General features: G+C 66.0%; 13 protein-coding genes. 6 read left to right on the plus strand and 7 right to left on the minus strand.

Annotated elements, in window-relative coordinates:
- Positions 1–125 precede the first annotated feature (125 nt).
- Together IV113_RS06340 and IV113_RS06345 are read right to left on the minus strand one after the other, a co-directional pair.
- A complete protein-coding gene (locus IV113_RS06340; RefSeq protein ID WP_291081883.1) occupies positions 126–3,290 on the minus strand; it encodes an efflux RND transporter permease subunit in 3,165 nt (1,054 codons plus the stop codon).
- A gap of 7 nt (positions 3,291–3,297) precedes the next feature.
- On the minus strand, positions 3,298–4,416 hold the full coding sequence (locus IV113_RS06345; RefSeq protein WP_291081885.1) for an efflux RND transporter periplasmic adaptor subunit: 1,119 nt from the start codon (positions 4,414–4,416) through the stop codon (positions 3,298–3,300).
- 121 nt (positions 4,417–4,537) lie between these two features.
- Here IV113_RS06345 and hpnC point away from each other — a divergent pair, with 121 nt between their 5' ends.
- Complete coding sequence (gene hpnC / locus IV113_RS06350) at positions 4,538–5,482, plus strand: squalene synthase HpnC (RefSeq protein WP_291081887.1); 945 nt, start codon at positions 4,538–4,540, stop codon at positions 5,480–5,482.
- Positions 5,483–5,512: 30 nt separating this feature from the next.
- On the opposite strand, the gene IV113_RS06355 is transcribed toward hpnC, so the two are convergent.
- The 4 genes from IV113_RS06355 to IV113_RS06370 all read right to left on the minus strand — a co-directional run bounded on the left by IV113_RS06355 (position 5,513) and on the right by IV113_RS06370 (position 9,256).
- Complete coding sequence (locus IV113_RS06355) at positions 5,513–6,322, minus strand: DUF4198 domain-containing protein (protein WP_291081890.1); 810 nt, start codon at positions 6,320–6,322, stop codon at positions 5,513–5,515.
- A gap of 59 nt (positions 6,323–6,381) precedes the next feature.
- Positions 6,382–6,624 carry a hypothetical protein gene (locus IV113_RS06360; RefSeq protein WP_291081892.1) on the minus strand — a complete coding sequence of 81 codons (243 nt, stop codon included), beginning with the start codon at positions 6,622–6,624 and terminating at the stop codon, positions 6,382–6,384.
- Between the two features lie 29 nt (positions 6,625–6,653).
- On the minus strand, positions 6,654–8,252 hold the full coding sequence (locus tag IV113_RS06365) for a DUF4331 domain-containing protein (protein WP_291081894.1): 1,599 nt from the start codon (positions 8,250–8,252) through the stop codon (positions 6,654–6,656).
- 125 nt (positions 8,253–8,377) lie between these two features.
- Positions 8,378–9,256 (minus strand): NUDIX hydrolase, encoded by an 879-nt coding sequence (locus tag IV113_RS06370; protein WP_291081896.1) that lies wholly within the window; start codon positions 9,254–9,256, stop codon positions 8,378–8,380.
- A 205-nt stretch (positions 9,257–9,461) separates the two neighbouring features.
- Here IV113_RS06370 and IV113_RS06375 point away from each other — a divergent pair, with 205 nt between their 5' ends.
- From IV113_RS06375 to IV113_RS06395, 5 genes are all read left to right on the plus strand, one after another.
- Entirely contained in the window at positions 9,462–9,878 is a 417-nt protein-coding gene (locus IV113_RS06375; RefSeq protein ID WP_291081898.1) for a DUF4148 domain-containing protein, read from the plus strand.
- 165 nt (positions 9,879–10,043) lie between these two features.
- Complete coding sequence (locus IV113_RS06380; RefSeq protein WP_291081900.1) at positions 10,044–11,237, plus strand: Fic family protein; 1,194 nt, start codon at positions 10,044–10,046, stop codon at positions 11,235–11,237.
- Between the two features lie 90 nt (positions 11,238–11,327).
- Positions 11,328–11,864, plus strand: a complete 537-nt coding sequence (locus tag IV113_RS06385; RefSeq protein ID WP_291081902.1) for a chemotaxis protein CheW — start codon at positions 11,328–11,330, stop codon at positions 11,862–11,864.
- 6 nt (positions 11,865–11,870) lie between these two features.
- Positions 11,871–13,640 carry a methyl-accepting chemotaxis protein gene (locus IV113_RS06390; protein WP_291081904.1) on the plus strand — a complete coding sequence of 590 codons (1,770 nt, stop codon included), beginning with the start codon at positions 11,871–11,873 and terminating at the stop codon, positions 13,638–13,640.
- 45 nt (positions 13,641–13,685) lie between these two features.
- The gene (locus tag IV113_RS06395; protein WP_291081906.1) at positions 13,686–14,153 is read left to right on the plus strand and encodes an EVE domain-containing protein; all 468 of its coding nucleotides are present in this window, start codon (positions 13,686–13,688) and stop codon (positions 14,151–14,153) included.
- Positions 14,154–14,168: 15 nt separating this feature from the next.
- On the opposite strand, the gene IV113_RS06400 is transcribed toward IV113_RS06395, so the two are convergent.
- Entirely contained in the window at positions 14,169–17,363 is a 3,195-nt protein-coding gene (locus IV113_RS06400) for an error-prone DNA polymerase (RefSeq protein WP_291081908.1), read from the minus strand.
- Positions 17,364–17,441: the final 78 nt, after the last annotated feature.

A 17,441-nucleotide genomic window follows, 5' to 3' on the forward strand; every position in this document is an offset into this window, starting at 1 on the left:
CCTTGATTTCGCTGCGCCGTGCCCCATGGCCGCCGATGACCTCGTTGGCACTCGGTCTGTGCGGACACCAACATCACTTCAGGCTCGTGAGCGCCATGCGTTCACGAGCCCGCGAGGTGCATCGCTTACAAAACGTCAGGCTCCCTCTTCACCCGAAACCAGGCCGCATACATCGCAGGCAAAGCCAGCAAGGTCAGCACTGTCGCAACGACCAGCCCACCCATGATCGCCACCGCCATCGGGCCCCAGAACACACTGCGCGACAACGGAATCATCGCCAGCACAGCCGCAGCGGCGGTCAGCACGATCGGCCGCATGCGCCGCACAGCCGATTCGACCACCGCGTCCCAGGCCGGCACGCCACGCGCGCGGTCCTGCTCGATCTGGTCGATCAGGATCACCGAGTTGCGCTGGATCATGCCCATGAGCGCAATCACGCCCAGCAAGGCCACGAAGCCGAACGGCCGGTTGAGCAACAGCAACGCGCCCGCCACACCCGCCAGGCCCATCGGGCCGGTGAGGAACACCAGCACCGAGCGGCTGAAACTCTGCAGCTGCAGCATGAGCAAGGTGAAGACGATGAACAGCATGAGCGGAATGCCCACCACGATCGACGACGAACCCTTGCTGCTCTCGGCCACGGCGCCCGCCACCTCGATGCGGTAGTCGGAGAGCCCGCGCGCCGCCCAGCCATCGCTGATCTGCTTGAGCACCGGCTGCAACTCGGCCGTGACGGTGGCACCCTGCAGGCCTTCCACCACATCACCCTGCACGGTGATGGCGTAGTCGCGGTTCTCGCGCCAGAGCACACCGGCCTCCCAGTCAAACACCGGCCTGGCAATCTGCAGCAAGGGAATGCTCTGCCCGCTGCTCGTGGCCAGGTAGGTGTTGGCCAGATCACTGATCGCATCGCGCTCGCTCAATGGCTGGCGCAGCACGATGTCGATCAGCTTGTCGCCGTCGCGGTACTGGCCCACGGTGCTGCCGGTGAGCAGGGTGCGGGCGCCCAGCGCGATCGACTGGCTGGACACACCCAGCGCACGCGCCTTGGCCTGGTCCACTTCCAGCCGCAAGCGCTTGACCGACTCGTTCCAGTTGTCGTTCACGCCGCGCATGTTGCTGTTGGCACGCATCGCCACTTTCACCTCGTCGGCCAGCGTGCGCAGTTGCGTCGGGTCGGTGCCGACCACGCGGAACTGCACCGGATACGGCACGGGTGGGCCGTTGGGCAGCAGCTTCACGCGGCCACGCAGCTCGGGGAACTCGGTCGCCAGCAAGGCCGGCAGCGCCTTGCGCAGGCGCTCGCGGGTCTTCAGGTCTTTCGGCAGCACGATCATCTGAGACACGTTGGTCTGCGGGAAAATCTGGTCCAGCGGCAAATAAAAGCGCGGCACGCCCGAGCCGATCCAGGTGCTCACGCTGGTCACGCCCTCTTCCGCCGTCATGCGTGCCTCCAGGCGCTTCGTCACCTCGTCCATGGCCTTGATGCTGCTGCCCTCGGGCAGCCACACGTCCACCAGGATCTCGGGACGGCTTGAATCCGGAAAGAACTGCTGCTGCACCTGGCCCATGCCGACGATGCCCAGCACGAAGGTGAGCACGGTGGCGCCGATGGTGATCCAGCGGTGCTGCACGCACCAGTCCACCACGGCGCGAAAACGCACGTAGAACGGACCGTCGAACACCTCATGCACTTCACCCACATGGGGTTTGACCTTGAGCAGACGCACGCCCAGGTAGGGCACAAAGAACACCGCCACCACCCAGGAGAGCAACAGCGCGATGACGGTCACCGCGAAGATCGCGAAGGTGTATTCACCGGTGGTGGAGTTGGCCAGGCCGATCGGCAGGAAACCGGCGGCCGTGATCAGCGTGCCGGTGAGCATGGGCATGGCCGTGGCCTCCCAGGTGAAGGTGGCCGCGCGCACCATGCTGTAGCCCTCTTCGAGCTTGCGCACCATCATCTCCACCGCAATGATCGCGTCGTCCACCAGCAGGCCCAGCGCAATGATCAGCGAGCCCAGCGAAATCTTGTGCAGGCCGATCTTGAAGTAGTTCATGGCCAGGAAAGTCATGGCCAACACCAGCGGAATGGTGATGAAGACCACCAGGCCGGGGCGCATGTCCAGCGTGTAGCCGCGCAGGCCCTTGCTGCCCGCGCGCCTGTGCAGTCCGAGCGCCAGAAAACTCACCACCAGCACGATCACCACCGCCTCGATCAGCACCGTCACGAACTCGTTCACGCTCCGGGTCACCGCGCTGGGCTGGTCCTGCACCTGCGCCAGCACCATGCCCGCGGGCAGCGTGGCCTCGATGCCGGCCACCGTGGTCTTGAGTGCCTCGCCCAGCGCAATGATGTCGCCGCCCTTGGCCATGGAAATGCCCAGGCCGATACTGTCCTTGCCGTTGTGGCGCACCAGAACCTGAGGGGGATCCACATAGCCCAAGCGGATGTCGGCGATGTCGCCCAGGCGGATCTGCGTGCCGTTGGCCGCGCGGATCGGCATGGCACCGAGCTGCTCCACCGAATTGAAGGCACCCGCCACACGCACCTGCACCACGTCCTGCGGCGCCTGCACCGCGCCGGCCGAGGCCACCGCGTTCTGCTGCCCCAGCGCGTCAAACACCTGCTGCAGGTTCAGCCCCAGCACCGCCAACCGCTTCTGCGAAATCTCGATGAACAGCTTCTCGTCCTGCGCGCCGAAGAGTTCAACCTTGCTCACATCGGGCACACGCAGCAATTGCTGGCGCACGTTGTCGGCCACCTCTTTCTTGTCGGCGTACGAGAAGCCGTCGCCCTGCAGCGCGTAGATCACGCCGAACACGTCGCCGAACTCGTCGTTGAAAAAGGGCCCCACCACACCTTGCGGCAACGTGGCCTGCATGTCGCCGATCTTCTTGCGCGCCGTGTACCAGATCTGCGGCACCTCCTTGGCGGGTGACGAGTCCTTCAGCTGAAAGATCACCAGCGTTTCACCGGGCTTGGAGTAGCTGCGGATCTTGTCCGCGTAGGGCACCTCCTGCAGCGTCTTCTCGATGCGGTCGGCCACCTGTTCGGCCACCTGCTCGGCGGTGGCGCCGGGCCAGTAGGCCCGCACCACCATGGCGCGAAAGGTGAACGGGGGGTCTTCGTCCTGGCCGAGCTGGAAGTACGCCGCCACGCCCAGCAGCATGAGCACGATCATCAGGTACCGGGTGAAGGCCTGGTGATCCAGCGCCCACTGCGAGAGGTTGAAGCGGGAGACCCAGGAGGCGGTCTGGTCGGGGGAGGAGTAGTCGGACGAACTCATGCCGACCTCACTTCGTGGCCGCGCCAACAAAGCGCGTGACCGTCTGCCCTGGCGACAACACATGCACGCCCGCAGCCACCACCTCGTCGCCCGGCTTGAGCCCCGAGACAATCACCATCTCGTTGCCGTCGGCACCGGCCACCACCACCGGGCGCGGCTGCACCGTGTTGCTGGCGGCGTCAAACACCCAGACCGCGCTGCCACTGCGGTCTCCCGCGTCCGAACGCATGAGCGCCGAGGTCGGCAGCTTGATCGCGGCTGTGGGCGCACCGGCGGGTGACGCCATGCTCACATAGGCGGTGGCCCCCAGCGGCGCGGCCGCGCCTTCGGGCAAAGCCAGCTTCACCTGGTAGGTGCGGGTGACCGGGTCGGCGCTGGCCGCGACTTCGCGCACCACGGCGTCCAGCGGCGTGGCCGCGCCCGCCGGTCCATTGGGAGCGCCGGCCCACAGGCGCACCTGCGCAGCCTGGCCCACACGCAGCAGCGCCAAGCGGTCTTCGGGCACAGCAAACACCACATCGCGGGCACCATCACGCGCCAGGCGAACCACCGGCGCACCGGCCGCCACCACCTGCCCCACTTCCGCCTCGACCGACACCACCACGCCAGCGCCGTCGGCCAGCAGGCGGGTATAGCCGGCCTGATTGCCTTGCACCGCGCCCTGGGCACGCGCCTGACGCAACGAGGCATCGGCCGACTGCAGCGTGGCCTGGCGGCGCTCGATCTCGGCACCACTCACGAAGCCCTGGGCCAGCAACTCCTGAAAACGCTTGAGGTCGGCCGCGGCCAGATCGCGCTGGGTCTGCGCCGCGCTCACCTGGGCCTGCGCCGCCTGGCTCGACAACGCAAGATCCTGCGCATCCAGCTGGGCCAGCAACTGACCCACCTGCACCCGTTGTCCCACCTCGGCCGGTCGCTGCACCAGCTTGCCCCCGACCCGGAAACCCAGGCGCGACTCGGTGCGCGCACGCACCTCGCCGGCGTACTCGGTCTGGGCCCCCAGTGCACTCGCACCCACGGTCATCAGCTTGACCGAACGGATCGGCTCAACAGGCGCGGGCGCGGGAGAACAGGCCACCAAGGCAAGCGTGGCGGTCACGATCAGGACAAAATTCGGCGTTTTCATGGTGATCTGGGCGAGGTGAAAATGGAGGGCACGCGGCGCATTCAGGCACCGCGGATGCCCGTATATTACTGACTGACCGGTTAGTAACCAAAATTATCGATCAAATCCGTTTTCATTTCTCATGACGCAGCGCCCCCCGTCGACTCAACCCCCCCCTCCTGACGACCGCGCCCACGGCCTGGCGCAGGCCGACGCACTGGGCGCACTGGGCGGCGGCGTCGAGCATTACGAAAATTTCCCGGTCGCGTCCTGGCTCTGCCCGCCCCAGCTCCGGCCCACGGTCGTGGCCATTTACCGTTTCGCACGCACCGCGGACGACATCGCCGATGAAGGCACCGCCAGCGCGGCAGAACGGCTGGCCGATCTGGCCGCGTACCGAGACGAACTGGCGCAGTCCATCCTCAAGGCCGAGGGCGGCGCGGTCGCCCCCTCAGTGCAGCGCTGGCCCGCCGTGTTCGGACCGCTGAGCCTGGCGATTGCCCGCCACGCACTGCCGAACGATCTGCTGCACGACCTGCTGAGTGCCTTCGAGCAGGATGTGCGCTACACCGAGCAACAACACCGCTACGCCAGCACCGAGGAGTTGCTGGGCTACTGCCGCCTCTCGGCCAACCCGGTGGGGCGCCTTTTGCTGCACCTGTACGGTGTGCACGACGCGCGATCGCTGCAGCAAAGCGACCAGATCTGCAGCGCCCTGCAGCTCATCAATTTCTGGCAGGACATCAGCCGCGATCTGCCCAACGGGCGCTGCTACCTGCCGGCCAACACCTTGCAACGCCATGGACTGCAGGTGAGCGATTTCGAGAGTTCGCAGCTGGAGGCCACGCCCGACAGACGCGCCGTGGTGGCCGAGCTCTGCGCCTACGCGCGCGCCCTCATGCAGCTCGGCGCACCACTGGCGCGCCGCGTGCCGGGGCGCGCCGGCTGGGAACTGCGGCTGGTGGTGCAAGGCGGCTTGCGCATCCTCGAACTCATCGAAGAGCAGGACCACCGCAGCTGGCAGACCCGCGTGAAGCTGCAGCGTGCCGATCTGCCCCGGCTGGTCTGGCGCGCGCTCTGGATGTGAACGCCGCTCCTTCGACGCCACAGAACCGGGTCACCCTGGCCTCGAGGGCATTTCGAATGTGAGGTTGCCCCAGTGGCTGTCCCAATCCTGGCCCTGCCCATCGGTGGTGGGCACCATGTGCACCACGCTGACCATCCAGACGCCACCCCACGGCAAGGTGGTGGAACTCTTTCCTGCAGCATCGGTGCGCGTGCGCAACACGTTGAGCTGCGACCCGCGCAGGTTCCAGACCTTCACCAGCGCGCCTTGCAGCGGCACGCCCATGAACAGAACCTCCACGGCGAGTGCGTCTCCGGGGTTCAGTAACTGTGGATTCGCCAGCGGCACGATCTCCAGCGTCTGGCCGGTGCGCACACCAGAAACCGCGTCGGTCCTGCCGCCCACGCTCAACAAGGTCTTCACGTGGCGGCGGTAGCGCTCGCGTCCGGGCTGCGCGCTCTGTCCGCTGGCCTTGCGCTGCGCGATCACGCGCTCCAGACCTTCCTCCCGCAGATAAGCAGTGAAGGTGTCGGCCGAGAGTTCGATGGTGAATGGCTGCGTGTCCAGTGCGATGAGCTGTGTGCCGGCTTGCTCGAACGCCAACGCCACGCTGCCCTGATCGAGGCTGTCCGGCAGTTGAGGGGTGAGCTGGACTTCCCCGCTCCGGCTGTACCAGCGCAGCGAAGCGGCCATGGGACGTCCGAACCCCACCGGGTCGCCCTGAAAGTTTTCACCCACCCACAGCGACAGGTCGACGGCGCCACGCACAGAGGGCGAGAAGCGGTCCGGGGTCATCCAGAATTCGTGCGCCTGCGCGGCCGAGGTCAGCCACAAGGCGCCCAGGAAAAACCATTTGTTCATCTGACAACGGGTCGACACATCCGATGCGCCGACCCGCCTCTTTTCGTTGAATGACGTGCTCAGACCGTGTCGTCCACCGGCAGCGGTGTGTTGTCCACCGGCTCCGGTTCGCTGGTCTCGCTGGTCTGGGCAATCAGCTGGTTCATGTAGTCCAGCAGCGACTGCACGGTGGTGCCCATGAAGGGTGTGGTGGCCTGGGGTTGGACGGGTGTGGGGTCGTCACCACCGCCCCCGCCACAACCGGCCAGGGCGGTGGTGGCAACGGCCACCACCAGCAGGGATGTCGCGAGATGTTGTCTCATGGTGTTTCCTTGGGTGAGGGTGGACGACATCACAGGTTCGTCGAGCCGGGGTTGGGCGTGTTCAGGTACGGGAAGCCCGGCAGGAACGGCACAGTGGCCTGGTCAACGGCATCGTGGATCTTGGCCGAATCGGCACCCAGTGGCACGCTCGAAGGCTGGCATGCCGAGGTGAGCGAAGGCACGCCCGGCACGTTGTTGAGGCCCAGCGCGTTGCCGTCGCCGTTGATCACACACAAACCACCGAGCACAGCCACCAGAGCGATGTCGACCACGTCGTCTTTTGGACGGCGGCCGTTGGGGAAACCGGCGTTGTCATTGACCTTGGCTGGGTCGGCGTTGAGCGCGTTGCCAGCCACGCCCAGGCGGTTCTGACTGGCGAACTGCACCGGTGGCACCGCGGTGTTCAGACGCAGCATCTCGGACGGCTTGGGGTTGACGGCAGGCTTGTTCACCCCCGTGATGCCGGTGAGGAACGTGGTGGCCAGGTCGGTGCGCGGCAGGTTGGTGGGCGCCAGCGCGGCGGCATTGCCAGCGAGCACGAGACCCAGCAACGCAGGCAGCGTGGGGTTGGTCACATAGGTCAGAAACTGGCCGTCGTCCTTGGGCTGCGAAGCGTTGAACTTGTCCTTGTCGCCCAGTCCGATCACCACTTCGTTGACCAGCGGATTGCCCAGGCGGGAGACCTGCGTCCAGGCACCACCGGCCTTTTCGCTGGCCTGATGGCCCGATGACGGATTGCCATTGAGCAGACGCGCCTGGCGCAGGCTTGCGGTGGTCCAGCCACCGATGACGGGTTCGCCGCCAGCGGTCAGGCAGTTCTTGTGCACTTCCAGCGCAATCGAGGTCACGTTCTGCTTCTGGATGTAGTGGGTGCCACCGCCGCCTTCTGCATCTTTGGCCGCTGGGTTCAGCAGCAAACTCGATGGTGCGTTGACCAGATCGAAGATGCGGCCGAGGTTCACCGCAAAGCCCTCCTGGCGCTGACCCACAAACACCTTGGCGGGCGCGCTGCAGCCGGGAATGGTCACGGTCTGGATGTGCTTGTCGGCGTAGGTCTTGTAGGCCGCGGCGTTGCCCAGGGTTTTCTCGCCGATGTAGTCCACCGGCTTGGGCAGATCGCTCGCAATGGTCTGTGCCGAGCCCTTGCGGCGGCCGTCGCGCACGACGGTCAGGCTGTAGCTTTCGTTGAGGTTGAGGTTGGGGTCGTTGACGTTGGACACGCCACCGGCCTGGATCAGCGGGATCGCAACACTCTGCGCGCCGATCGGCAGCGCAACGTTGTTGAGCTTGTTCTTGAAACGGAACTGGAACGTGATGTCCTCTTCCGCGTCGCCGTCGTTGTCCACATGGATCTCATACAGCGCGTTGGGATCCATCGAAAAGTAGTTGGGGCCGCCGTAGGGACCTTGCAGCGGCTGGTAGTTGGCAATCAGCGTGACGTAGTCGGAGCGCCCGCCCGTGCCGTCTGCGGCAACGCCTTCGTAACTGCGAAACATGTAGAAATCGGTGCCATCCACCTTGGGCGTGGTGGTGATGAAGGGTGCTTCACGGTGGCTCGACGCGATGGCCGCGCCGGCAACGGCCATCAACAAACATCCTCTGGCGATGGATGTGGGTTTCAGTTTCATGGGGTGCTCCTGGTTGGGTGGTGCAGACAACTGCATACCCAATACGTACCCAGGAGCGTGATGGATTCAACGAAATTAATTCCCGAGCAGCACCAAAGGACAAACCCGCCCCCGGCGGGCGCCGACTATCCCAACAGTGCCGCCAGACCACCCTCGGCCTCGAAGCGGTGGTTGCGGTAGGCCAGCCGGGTCGGGCCGGTCCACGCGCGCTGCGCGATGCTGTGGGCCGGGTCGCCGGGGTAACAGATCACGCGCACGCCGTCCTGGTCGAACGGCTCGGGCTCGATCAGCGCGGGTGGGCGGCTTCGGGCGGTGTCCATCACCTGGGCAGCAGTGCTCAGGTGACTGAGCTGCCCCAGGCTCATGATCTGGGGCGGCGCCAGATCGATCTCGCCCGCCCAGTAACGCTCCAGCCCCAGACGCGGCGCCAGCCACACCGCTTCGGTGGCCTCGAAGGTGCAGTGCTCGGCCTCCTGGCCGTGCGGAGCGGTCGCCACGAAGAAGCGCGTGTCAAAACGCTTGTTGGTCACCGAGGGCACGCGTGGCGTGACCCAGCGCGACCACGGCAACACGCTGGCGGTGGACACCGGGCAACCGAGTTGATGCAGGGCGGTGGCAAAGCCGGTGCCCGCGGCGGTGAGCTCGCGCACGCGCGGGACCAGATCGGCGCGATGCACCTGGCCCAGGAGCAGGCCGCATTCTTCAAACGTCTCGCGCAAGGCCGCCACATGCAGACCCAGCGCTGTCTCTGCGTCCAGTCCCGGCTCGTTCAAGCCCAACGCGCAATCGAGCGCCGAACGGTCCAGTGCCGCGGCATCCACCTGGCGATCGGCGGCATCGAGCTTGCCACCGGGAAACACGTGCACACCGCCGAGCACGCCCGAGTTGCCGTGCCGGCGCACCAGCAGCACCTCCAGCCCCTGGGATCCGTCGCGCACCACCATGACGGTGGCAGAAGGCACGGGCGGTGTGTGAACGGTGTCTGAATTGATCGTGAGGGCCATGCGCGCATTGTCGGCGAGGGCTCGCCCAGCGGGTGTCGCCATGAAGGCCCGACCTGCACAACCAGCTTCTGCGGGTTAACCCACCGTAAGAAAGTGTTCTTTTTGAAGCGAGGCTGAATCCGATCACGAACTTGCCCCGTATTCAGTGTGTCCCGCTCGAAAAGCCAGGCTCTCTGGCTCCTCCCAACCACTTCAAGGATTCCTCATGAAAAACGTTCGCACCTCCATCATTGCCCTCGCCCTGACCGCCCTTTCCGCTGGTTCGGTCTTCGCTGCCGACATGACCCCCAAGACCCGTGAGCAGGTTCGCGCCGAACTGATGCAGGCCCAGCGCGACGGCACCCTGATCGCCGACGGCCAGACTGGCGCCACCTTCCGCCAGGTGTTCCCGGGCAGCTACATGCAGCCTGCCGCAGCCGGCACCACCTCACGTGACCAGATCCGTGCCGAACTGATGGAAGCCAAGCGCAACGGCACCCTCGTGGCCGACGGCCAGACCGGTGCCACCTTCCGCGATCTGTCTCCCCAGCGCTACCCCACGAACACCATGCAAGCCATGGGCGCCAGCAGCGGCACGACCGTGGGCATGGGCCAGAGCACCAGCACGATGAAGTCGAACTGATCAACCGGGTCTCATGAACCCCCCGGGGCTGCGTGTCGGCCCCGGGGGTTTTGCATTCAAAGTCGCAAAATAAACCGCATTATTTGAATAATTTCCTTTGAAAGCATAAACTTAGCCATGGTTTCAAAGTCGCAAATTTTTCCCCTTTACGATAACCCTTCGCAGATGGAGCCCTTGCTGCCGGGCGAGCATCGCCTGGGCCCTCTGCTGGAACATGCGCACGACCTCATCCGTCGCGCCGACCAGCTCTCGGGCCTGTGCCAACCCGGCGCGCTGGGCGGGTTGCGCCGTCTGCTGAGAGCGATGAATTCGTACTACTCCAACAAGATCGAAGGGCAGCACACGTTTCCACTGGAGATCGAGCAGGCGCTGCGCAACGACTACGCACAAGACGCGGACAAGGCACGCCGCCAGCGACTCGCCCTGGCCCACATGGACACCGAACAACAACTCGAAACCCTGTGGCCCCAGTGGGACACGGCGCGCGTGTGGTCGCCACAAACCGTGCAGGACATCCACCAGGACCTGTTTGCCCGCCTGCCCCGGGCCGATCTGGCCATCCCCCCCGCCGAGTTGCCTCAAGGCGCCGCGCCCGCCTGGCTGCAGCCGGGCGAACTGCGGCTGCAACAGGTGAGCGTGGGCCGGCATGCCGCGCCTGCCGCCGAACACCTGCCCGCCTTCCTGGCCCGGTGGTCCCAGGCGTACGCTCAGGTTCGACGGGGTGAGATGCAGGTGGTGGCCATGGCCGCTGCGCACCAGCGGCTGGCCTGGATTCACCCGTTTCGCGATGGCAACGGCCGCGTGGCACGCCTGCACAGCCAACTGGTGCTCGGACACCTGGGCCTGACGAACGGACTGTGGTCACCCTTGCGGGGCTTTGCACGCAGCCACGACCGTTACTACGCCCTTCTCGCGGTGGCCGATGAACCGCGAGCGGGTGATCTGGATGGGCGCGGCAACCTCACCGAGCGCGGACTGGAGCAGTGGATCACCTATGTATTGACCCTCTGCCAGGACCAGGTGGATTTCATGGCGGGCGCGCTCGCGCTGGGCGGCATGAAAGACCGCATGGCCGCCTGCCTGAACTTTGAAGAGCACGTGGTGAAAGCGGGCGTTCGCACCGAAGCGCTGCGCGCCCTGCACTACCTCTTCGCCACCCAGGGCGAACTCGACCGCAACGACTTCAAGGCCATGCTCGGCTTGGGCGAGCGCCTGGCCACGGCGCAAGTGAGTGCATTGCTAAAGCGCGGCTTGCTGGAATCCGATTCCCCCCATGGCAGGCTGCGCCTGGGCGTGCCGCAGCACGCCTTGCGGTTTTATTTCCCCAAGCTGTGGCCCGAAGCGGAATCGCAAGACTGAAGCAGGGCAAGCCGCCCAAAGGTGTCAACCCAGGCTCAAGAAGCCGGGGCAGGTGTCGATACGCTGTTATCAACCCAACACCCTGGACCCATGGACGCCCTCAACACCCCCACCCCCGCGGTCGTTTCTCCCAGCGCGCCCACGCGCCGCCACGCTCCGGCACTGGCGGGTGCGGGTGAGTTCCTGAGCTTTCGCCTGGGCGCCGAGGAGTACGGCATCGACATCCTGCGTGTGCAGGAAATCCGCTCGTACGAAGAGCCCACCCGCATCGCCAACGCGCCCGAATCCATCAAAGGTGTGGTCAACCTGCGCGGGGTGATCGTGCCGGTGGTGGACATGCGCATCAAGCTGGGTTGCGCCAAGGTGGAATACAACGCCCTGACCGTTGTGATCGTGCTCAGCGTGCACAACCGCGTGGTGGGCCTGGTGGTCGACTCGGTGAGTGATGTGATCCGGCTCAGCCAGGAACACATCAAGGCCGCGCCACAGATCAACACCTCCCTGGACGCGGGCTTCATCACCGGCATCGCCAGCGTGGGCGAGCGCATGCTCATCCTGGCCGACATCGAAGCCCTGCTCGGCAGCTCCGACCTGGGCCTGGTCACTCCCACCGAAACCATTCAGTAAACCGCCATGAACTTCTTTCGCAACCTCTCCGTGGGCGCCAAGCTGTGGGCTGGTGTCATCGTCATCATCGTGGGTCAGTTCGTTGTCGTTGGCACCGCCGGATCGCGTTCGACCCAGCTCAACAAAACGTCTGAACAAACGCTGGCCAAGCTGGCTGAGAAGACCACGCTCGCCAGCGAGTGGGCCGCGCTGACCGAACTCGCGGTCACCCGCACCCAGGCCGCCGTGGTCAGCAGCGACCCCGCCGTGGCCGAGATGTACAAGGACCTGGTCCCCGCCGCCATCGCCACAATCAACGAACTTCAAAAGAAGCTGCAGGCGATGGAGCTGAACGACGCGGAGAAAGCGCAACTGGAGAAGATCGCCGAACTGCGCAAGAGCGTTCTAGCCTCACATGCCAAGGCAAACGAGATGAAGAAAGCCGGCGATGCCGCCGGTGCCGCCGAGGAGATCCGGGCGCGCTTCAACCCTGCCGTAACGCCCTACGTAGGCGGCTTGCGCGAATTCACGCGCATGCAATCCGACATCCGCGCCAAAGCCCAGCAGGGCTTCGACGAGCAACGTGCCACCAGTCTGAAGATCGCAACCATCCAGGTCGCTCTCTTGGTCGCGGGCATCGTCGCAGGCGCGTTCTTCCTGATCCGCAACATCCGCAACCCGCTGCGCGAAGCGATGGCATTCGCCGAGCAGATCGCCGGCGGCGACCTCACCGCCCGCATCAACAACGACCGCAAGGACGAGTTCGGCGCCATGATCGCGTCGCTCGTCGCCATGCGCGAGCGTCTGGTGAATGTGGTGGCCGACGTGAAGCGTGGCACCGACAACATCACCGTGGCCGCCAAGGAAATCGCCACCGGCAACCACGACCTTTCGGCCCGCACCGAGCAGACCGCCTCCAACCTGCAACAGACCGCTGCCAGCATGGAGCAGATGTCCGGCGCGATCCGCCAGTCGGCCGACTCGGCGCGCGTGGCCAACCAGCTCGCGGACGTGGCCGGCCAAAGCGCCCAGAAGGGTGGCGAGGTCGTCAGCCAGGTGATCTCCACCATGGAAGAGATCAACCAGTCCTCACGCAAGATCAACGACATCATCGGCGTGATCGACGGCATCGCGTTCCAGACCAACATCCTCGCGCTGAACGCAGCGGTGGAAGCCGCCCGTGCTGGTGAGCAAGGCCGCGGTTTCGCGGTGGTGGCCGCCGAGGTGCGCAACCTGGCCCAGCGCAGCGCGCAGGCCGCCAAGGAAATCAAGGTTCTGATCGGCACCAGCGTGGACAAGGTCACCGCCGGCACCGACCTGGTGAACCAGGCCGGCAAAACCATGGGCGAGATCGTTGACAACGTGGTGCGTGTGCGCGACATGATCGGCGAGATCGCCAGCGCCTCGGGCGAGCAGGCCGACGGCGTGAACCAGATCAACACGGCCGTGGCCAACCTGGACCAGCTGACCCAGCAGAACGCCGCCCTGGTCGAAGAAAGCGCCGCAGCCGCCTCCAGCATGAACGAGCAGGCAGACCGCCTGGCCGAGGTGGTGCGCGTGTTCCGCGTGGACGCACACGCCGCCGCACAAAGCTCGATCACACAGATCCGTTCGACCGACCTGCACAAACCGGGTGCCGCCAGCGTGAGCAGCACGCCCGCGAAAAAACCGACACCCGTCAAGACCGTGTCGACCGCCCCGAAAGCCACATCCGCTGCGCCCGTGAAGCCAGCGCCCAAGCCGGTGGCCAAAGTCGCCGAGAAGGCTGGCGCATCGGACGAGTGGGAGTCCTTCTAAAGGCCTGCTTGCAAAGCCTGGGGGTTGTCGTCGCAAAATAGCGCGATGACCCAATACTGGCTGATGAAATCCGAACCGGACGAGTGCTCGATCGACGATGCACTCGCCGCACCCGGCGCCACCGTGGCCTGGACCGGCGTGCGCAACTACCAGGCGCGCAACTTCATGCGCGACGGCATGCACATTGGCGACGGCGTGCTGTTCTACCACTCAAGTTGTCCGCAGCCCGGCATCGTCGGCATCGCGCAGGTCGCCTCCAGCACCCGACCCGACCCCACGCAGTTCGACCCCAAGTCGCCCTACTTCGACGCCAAGGCCAAGCCTGAGGCACCGCGCTGGCTGCTGCTGGATGTGAAGGCGCTGAGCAAGACGAGGCTGCTGGGCCTGCCCGAGTTGCGCGCCACACCGGCGCTGGCCGACATGACGTTGCTGCAGCGCGGCAGCCGGTTGTCGATCACGCCGGTGAGCGAGGCGCATTGGCGAATCATCACCGGCGACTTGCTCGGGACTTGAAACTCGGCTCCGTCCTCAATGAAAATCCCGGCTCACCGTCGACAGCCCGCGCAGGAGCGGCGTGAGGTCTTCGAGGTGGCCGGCGATCAGGTTCGTGGCTTCGCCTTCGCGCTGCCACACGCCGTGCACCGCCAGCAGGCGTGATTGCGTGAGCACCGTGCGCTGGCGTTCGCGCAGGTGTTTCCACACGATGACCTGCACCACGCCGGTCTCGTCTTCCAGGCTCACGAACACCACGCCCGAGGCGGTCTCGGGTTGCTGGCGCAGGGTGACGATGCCGCAGTGGCGCACCAGCCTTCCGTTGGGCGCGTCCTTGAGTTCTTCGGCACTCATGAGCCTTCGTTTCGTGAGCTCGGGCCGCAGCAGCGCCAGCGGGTGACGGCGCAAGGTCAGGCCCAGGCTGCCGTAGTCCCACACGATGGCTTCGCCCTCACTGGCCTCGGGCAAATGCAGCGGGGCTTCGTCGACCGGGGCGTCCTTCATCAGTTCGGGTGCGACCTTAAGCGCGGCGGCGTCCCACACCTGCTGGCGGCGGTGGCCGCTCAGGCCCATGAGGGCATCGGCGGCGGCGAGCGACTTCATCTGCGACTGGTCGAGGCCGGCGCGGCGGGCGAGGTCCTGGGTGCTGCTGAAGGGTTTGCTCGCGCGGGCGGTGATCAGGCGCTCGGCTGCTTCGGCTTTGAGACCTGAGACCAGGCGCAGGCCGAGGCGGACAATGGGCGGGGCTTCGACAGGCTCAGCCCGAACGGATGTGGGCTCAGCCCGAACGGATGTGGGCTCAACGCGAACGGATAGCGGCTCAGCGTGAACGGAAGATGGCTCTTCGAGCGTGCAGTCCCAGTCGCTGTGCACCACATCCACCGGCCGCACCTCGACACCATGGCGTTTCGCGTCCTGCACCAGTTGGCTGGGTGTGTAGAAGCCCAGTGGCTGGCTGTTGAGCATGGCCACCAGGAACTCGGCCGGGTGGTGGCGCTTGATCCAGCAGCTCACGTAGACCAGCAGCGCAAAACTCGCGGCATGGCTTTCGGGAAAGCCGTAGCTGGAGAAGCCCTTGATCTGTTCGTACACGCTTTGCGCGAATTCGGTCGTGTAGCCGCGCGCGGTCATGCCGTCGACCAGGCGCCGTTCGTACTTGTGCAGATTGCCGTTGCGCTTCCACGCGGCCATGGCGCGGCGCAGGTCGTCGGCCTCGCCGGGTGTGAAGCCCGCGGCCAGCACGGCGATCTGCATGCACTGCTCCTGGAAGATCGGCACGCCCAGCGTGCGGCCCAGGGCTTCCTTCAGGTCCTGCCCGCCTCGCGGGCCGGGGTAGTCCACCGGTATCAGACCGCGCCGCCGGTCCAGGTAGGGATGCACCGCGCCGCCCTGGATCGGGCCGGGCCGCACCAACGCGACCTCGATCACCAGGTCGTAGTAGCTGCGGGGTTTCAGGCGCGGCAGCATGCTCATCTGCGCGCGGCTCTCGATCTGGAACACGCCCACGGTGTCGGCCGCGCAGATCATGTCGTAGGTGGCCTCGTCCTGGGGCGGGATGTCCGGCATCTCGATCACCCGCCCTTCCTTGGCACCGATGAGGGCGAGCGCCTTGCGGATGGCGGTGAGCATGCCCAGGGCGAGCACGTCCACCTTGAGCAGACCCAGGGCATCGAGGTCGTCCTTGTCCCACTCGATCACGGTGCGGTCTTTCATGCTGGCGTTCTCGATCGGCACCAGACGCGAGAGCGGCAGCTGGGTGAGCACGAAGCCGCCGGTGTGCTGCGAAAGGTGGCGCGGAAACCCCATGAGCTGCGCGGTGAGGTTCAGCAGCTGGCGCACCGCCAGGTCGTCGGGGTCGAGCCCGGCCTCCAGCAGCCGCTCGGTCTCGATCGCGCGCCCGTCCCACCAGCGCGTGCTTTTGGCCAGCACCGCGAGCGCGCCGTCGGCAAAGCCCAGTGCCTTGCCCACGTCGCGCAGAGCGCTGCGCGGGCGGTAGCTGATCACGGTGGCGGTGAGCGCGGCGCGTTCGCGACCGTACTTGTTGTAGAGGTACTGAATGACCTCCTCGCGCCGCTCGTGTTCAAAGTCCACGTCGATGTCGGGCGGCTCGTTGCGCTCGCGCGAGATGAAGCGCTCGAACAGCAGGCTCGTGCGCTCCGGGTCCACGGCGGTGATGCCCAGGCAGTAACACACCACGCTGTTGGCCGCCGAACCCCGGCCCTGGCACAGGATGTTCTGCGAGCGCGCGAAGCTCACGATGTCGTTGACCGTCAGGAAGTAGTGCTCGTACTGCATGTCGGCGATCAGCTTGAGCTCGTACTCGATCTGCTTCGCAAAACGCGGCGGTGTGCCCTGCGGCCAGCGCCAGGCCGCGCCCGCCCACGCCAGGCGGTGCAGGTAAGAAGACGGTGTCTCGCCCTCGGGCACCACTTCGCTGGGGTACTGGTAGCGCAACTCGTCCAGCGAGAAATGACAGCGCGCAGCCACCGCCAGCGTCTCGGCCAGCAGCTCGGGCGGGTAGCACTGGCCCAGCGTCAGGCGCGAACGCAGGTGCTGCTCGGCATTGGGCTCGAGCGCCAAACCGCAGGCGGTCAGCGGCTGGCCGATGCGCGTGGCGGTGAGCACGTCCTGCAGCGGTTTGCGCGAGCGCACATGCATGTGCACGTCGCCCACGGCCACCAGCGGCACGGCGGTGAGCGCGCTGCTCTGGCGCAGCTTGTGCAGCAGCATCTCGTCGTCGAGCCGGCGCAGCTGCGTCACGCCCAGCCAGCAGCGGCCGATGAAATGCTGCAGCAGCCAGCGCGCCACGGTGTCCATCTGGTCCTGGTCACACGCGCGCTCGGGCACGGCGACCACCACACAGTCGGCCAGCGCCTCGGCTCGGATGGCGGCCAGCGTCAGGTGGTACGTGCCCTTGGGTGACGTGCGGCGCAGGCGCGTGATGAACTCGCACAGGTTTCCGTAGCCGTTGAGGTTGCAGGCCAGCACGATGAGTGTGAACGGCGCGTCGCATTGCACCTGGAACTGGCTGCCCACCAGCAACTTGAGCTGGTGTTTTTTGGCGGCCACGTGGGCCCGCACCACACCGGCCAGGGAACACTCGTCCACCAGCGCCAGCGCGCTGTAGCCCAGGGCCTTGGCCCGCTCCACCAGCTCTTCGGCGTGGCTGGCGCCGCGCAGGAAGGTGAAGTTGGAGATGCAGCGCAGCTCGGCGTAGTCGGGCAGGGTCATGGCGGGGGAGCCCCCATCCCTGCCTTCCCCCAGAGGGGGAAGGAGCAAGACACCTCACCGGCGTGTGTTCTGCAACGC

Origin of the sequence: Hydrogenophaga sp. (assembly GCF_018780385.1) — a bacterium.
Classification (GTDB): Bacteria; Pseudomonadota; Gammaproteobacteria; order Burkholderiales; family Burkholderiaceae_C; genus Hydrogenophaga.

What these genes read in the sequence shown, in the direction of transcription:
- IV113_RS06340 (WP_291081883.1), bottom strand. Translation starts at nt 3,290, where the DNA reads ATGAGTTCGTCCGACTACTCCTCCCCCGACCAGACCGCCTCCTGGGTC.
- IV113_RS06345 (WP_291081885.1), bottom strand. Translation starts at nt 4,416, where the DNA reads ATGAAAACGCCGAATTTTGTCCTGATCGTGACCGCCACGCTTGCCTTG.
- hpnC (WP_291081887.1), top strand. Translation starts at nt 4,538, where the DNA reads ATGACGCAGCGCCCCCCGTCGACTCAACCCCCCCCTCCTGACGACCGC.
- IV113_RS06355 (WP_291081890.1), bottom strand. Translation starts at nt 6,322, where the DNA reads ATGAACAAATGGTTTTTCCTGGGCGCCTTGTGGCTGACCTCGGCCGCG.
- IV113_RS06360 (WP_291081892.1), bottom strand. Translation starts at nt 6,624, where the DNA reads ATGAGACAACATCTCGCGACATCCCTGCTGGTGGTGGCCGTTGCCACC.
- IV113_RS06365 (WP_291081894.1), bottom strand. Translation starts at nt 8,252, where the DNA reads ATGAAACTGAAACCCACATCCATCGCCAGAGGATGTTTGTTGATGGCC.
- IV113_RS06370 (WP_291081896.1), bottom strand. Translation starts at nt 9,256, where the DNA reads ATGGCCCTCACGATCAATTCAGACACCGTTCACACACCGCCCGTGCCT.
- IV113_RS06375 (WP_291081898.1), top strand. Translation starts at nt 9,462, where the DNA reads ATGAAAAACGTTCGCACCTCCATCATTGCCCTCGCCCTGACCGCCCTT.
- IV113_RS06380 (WP_291081900.1), top strand. Translation starts at nt 10,044, where the DNA reads ATGGAGCCCTTGCTGCCGGGCGAGCATCGCCTGGGCCCTCTGCTGGAA.
- IV113_RS06385 (WP_291081902.1), top strand. Translation starts at nt 11,328, where the DNA reads ATGGACGCCCTCAACACCCCCACCCCCGCGGTCGTTTCTCCCAGCGCG.
- IV113_RS06390 (WP_291081904.1), top strand. Translation starts at nt 11,871, where the DNA reads ATGAACTTCTTTCGCAACCTCTCCGTGGGCGCCAAGCTGTGGGCTGGT.
- IV113_RS06395 (WP_291081906.1), top strand. Translation starts at nt 13,686, where the DNA reads ATGACCCAATACTGGCTGATGAAATCCGAACCGGACGAGTGCTCGATC.
- IV113_RS06400 (WP_291081908.1), bottom strand. Translation starts at nt 17,363, where the DNA reads ATGACCCTGCCCGACTACGCCGAGCTGCGCTGCATCTCCAACTTCACC.